Here is a 289-nt window from a genome sequence, read left to right as displayed (position 1 = left end):
GGCGCAGGCGGCGCGCGCCGCGCGCGAAGCGGGCGATCAGGCCGGCCAGATGGAAGCGTCGCCAGGGTTCACTCTGCAAGGCGCGCAGGTTGGCGCGGGTGGCGGCGGCGACCGCCGGCGGCAGGGCCGTCGTGTACAGATAGGGCCGCGCGCTTTCGGCGAGTGCGTCGATCACTTCGGCCGGGCCGCAGACCGCGGCACCGTAGCTGCCCAGCGCCTTGCCCAGGGTCAGCATCAGCAGGGGCACCTGCTTCACGCCGAGCCCGGCAGCGGCCACCGAACCGCGCCC

General features: G+C 75.4%; 1 protein-coding gene. It reads right to left on the bottom strand.

Annotated features, from left to right (window positions below):
* A partial coding sequence (locus FLQ44_RS21185; RefSeq protein ID WP_147695960.1) for an aminotransferase class I/II-fold pyridoxal phosphate-dependent enzyme occupies nucleotides 1–289 on the bottom strand: 289 nt, incomplete at both ends.

This window comes from Vogesella mureinivorans (assembly GCF_007644035.1).
GTDB classification, from domain to species: Bacteria; Pseudomonadota; Gammaproteobacteria; order Burkholderiales; family Chromobacteriaceae; genus Vogesella; species Vogesella mureinivorans.
This window is presented reverse-complemented; position numbering and strand designations above follow the sequence as displayed.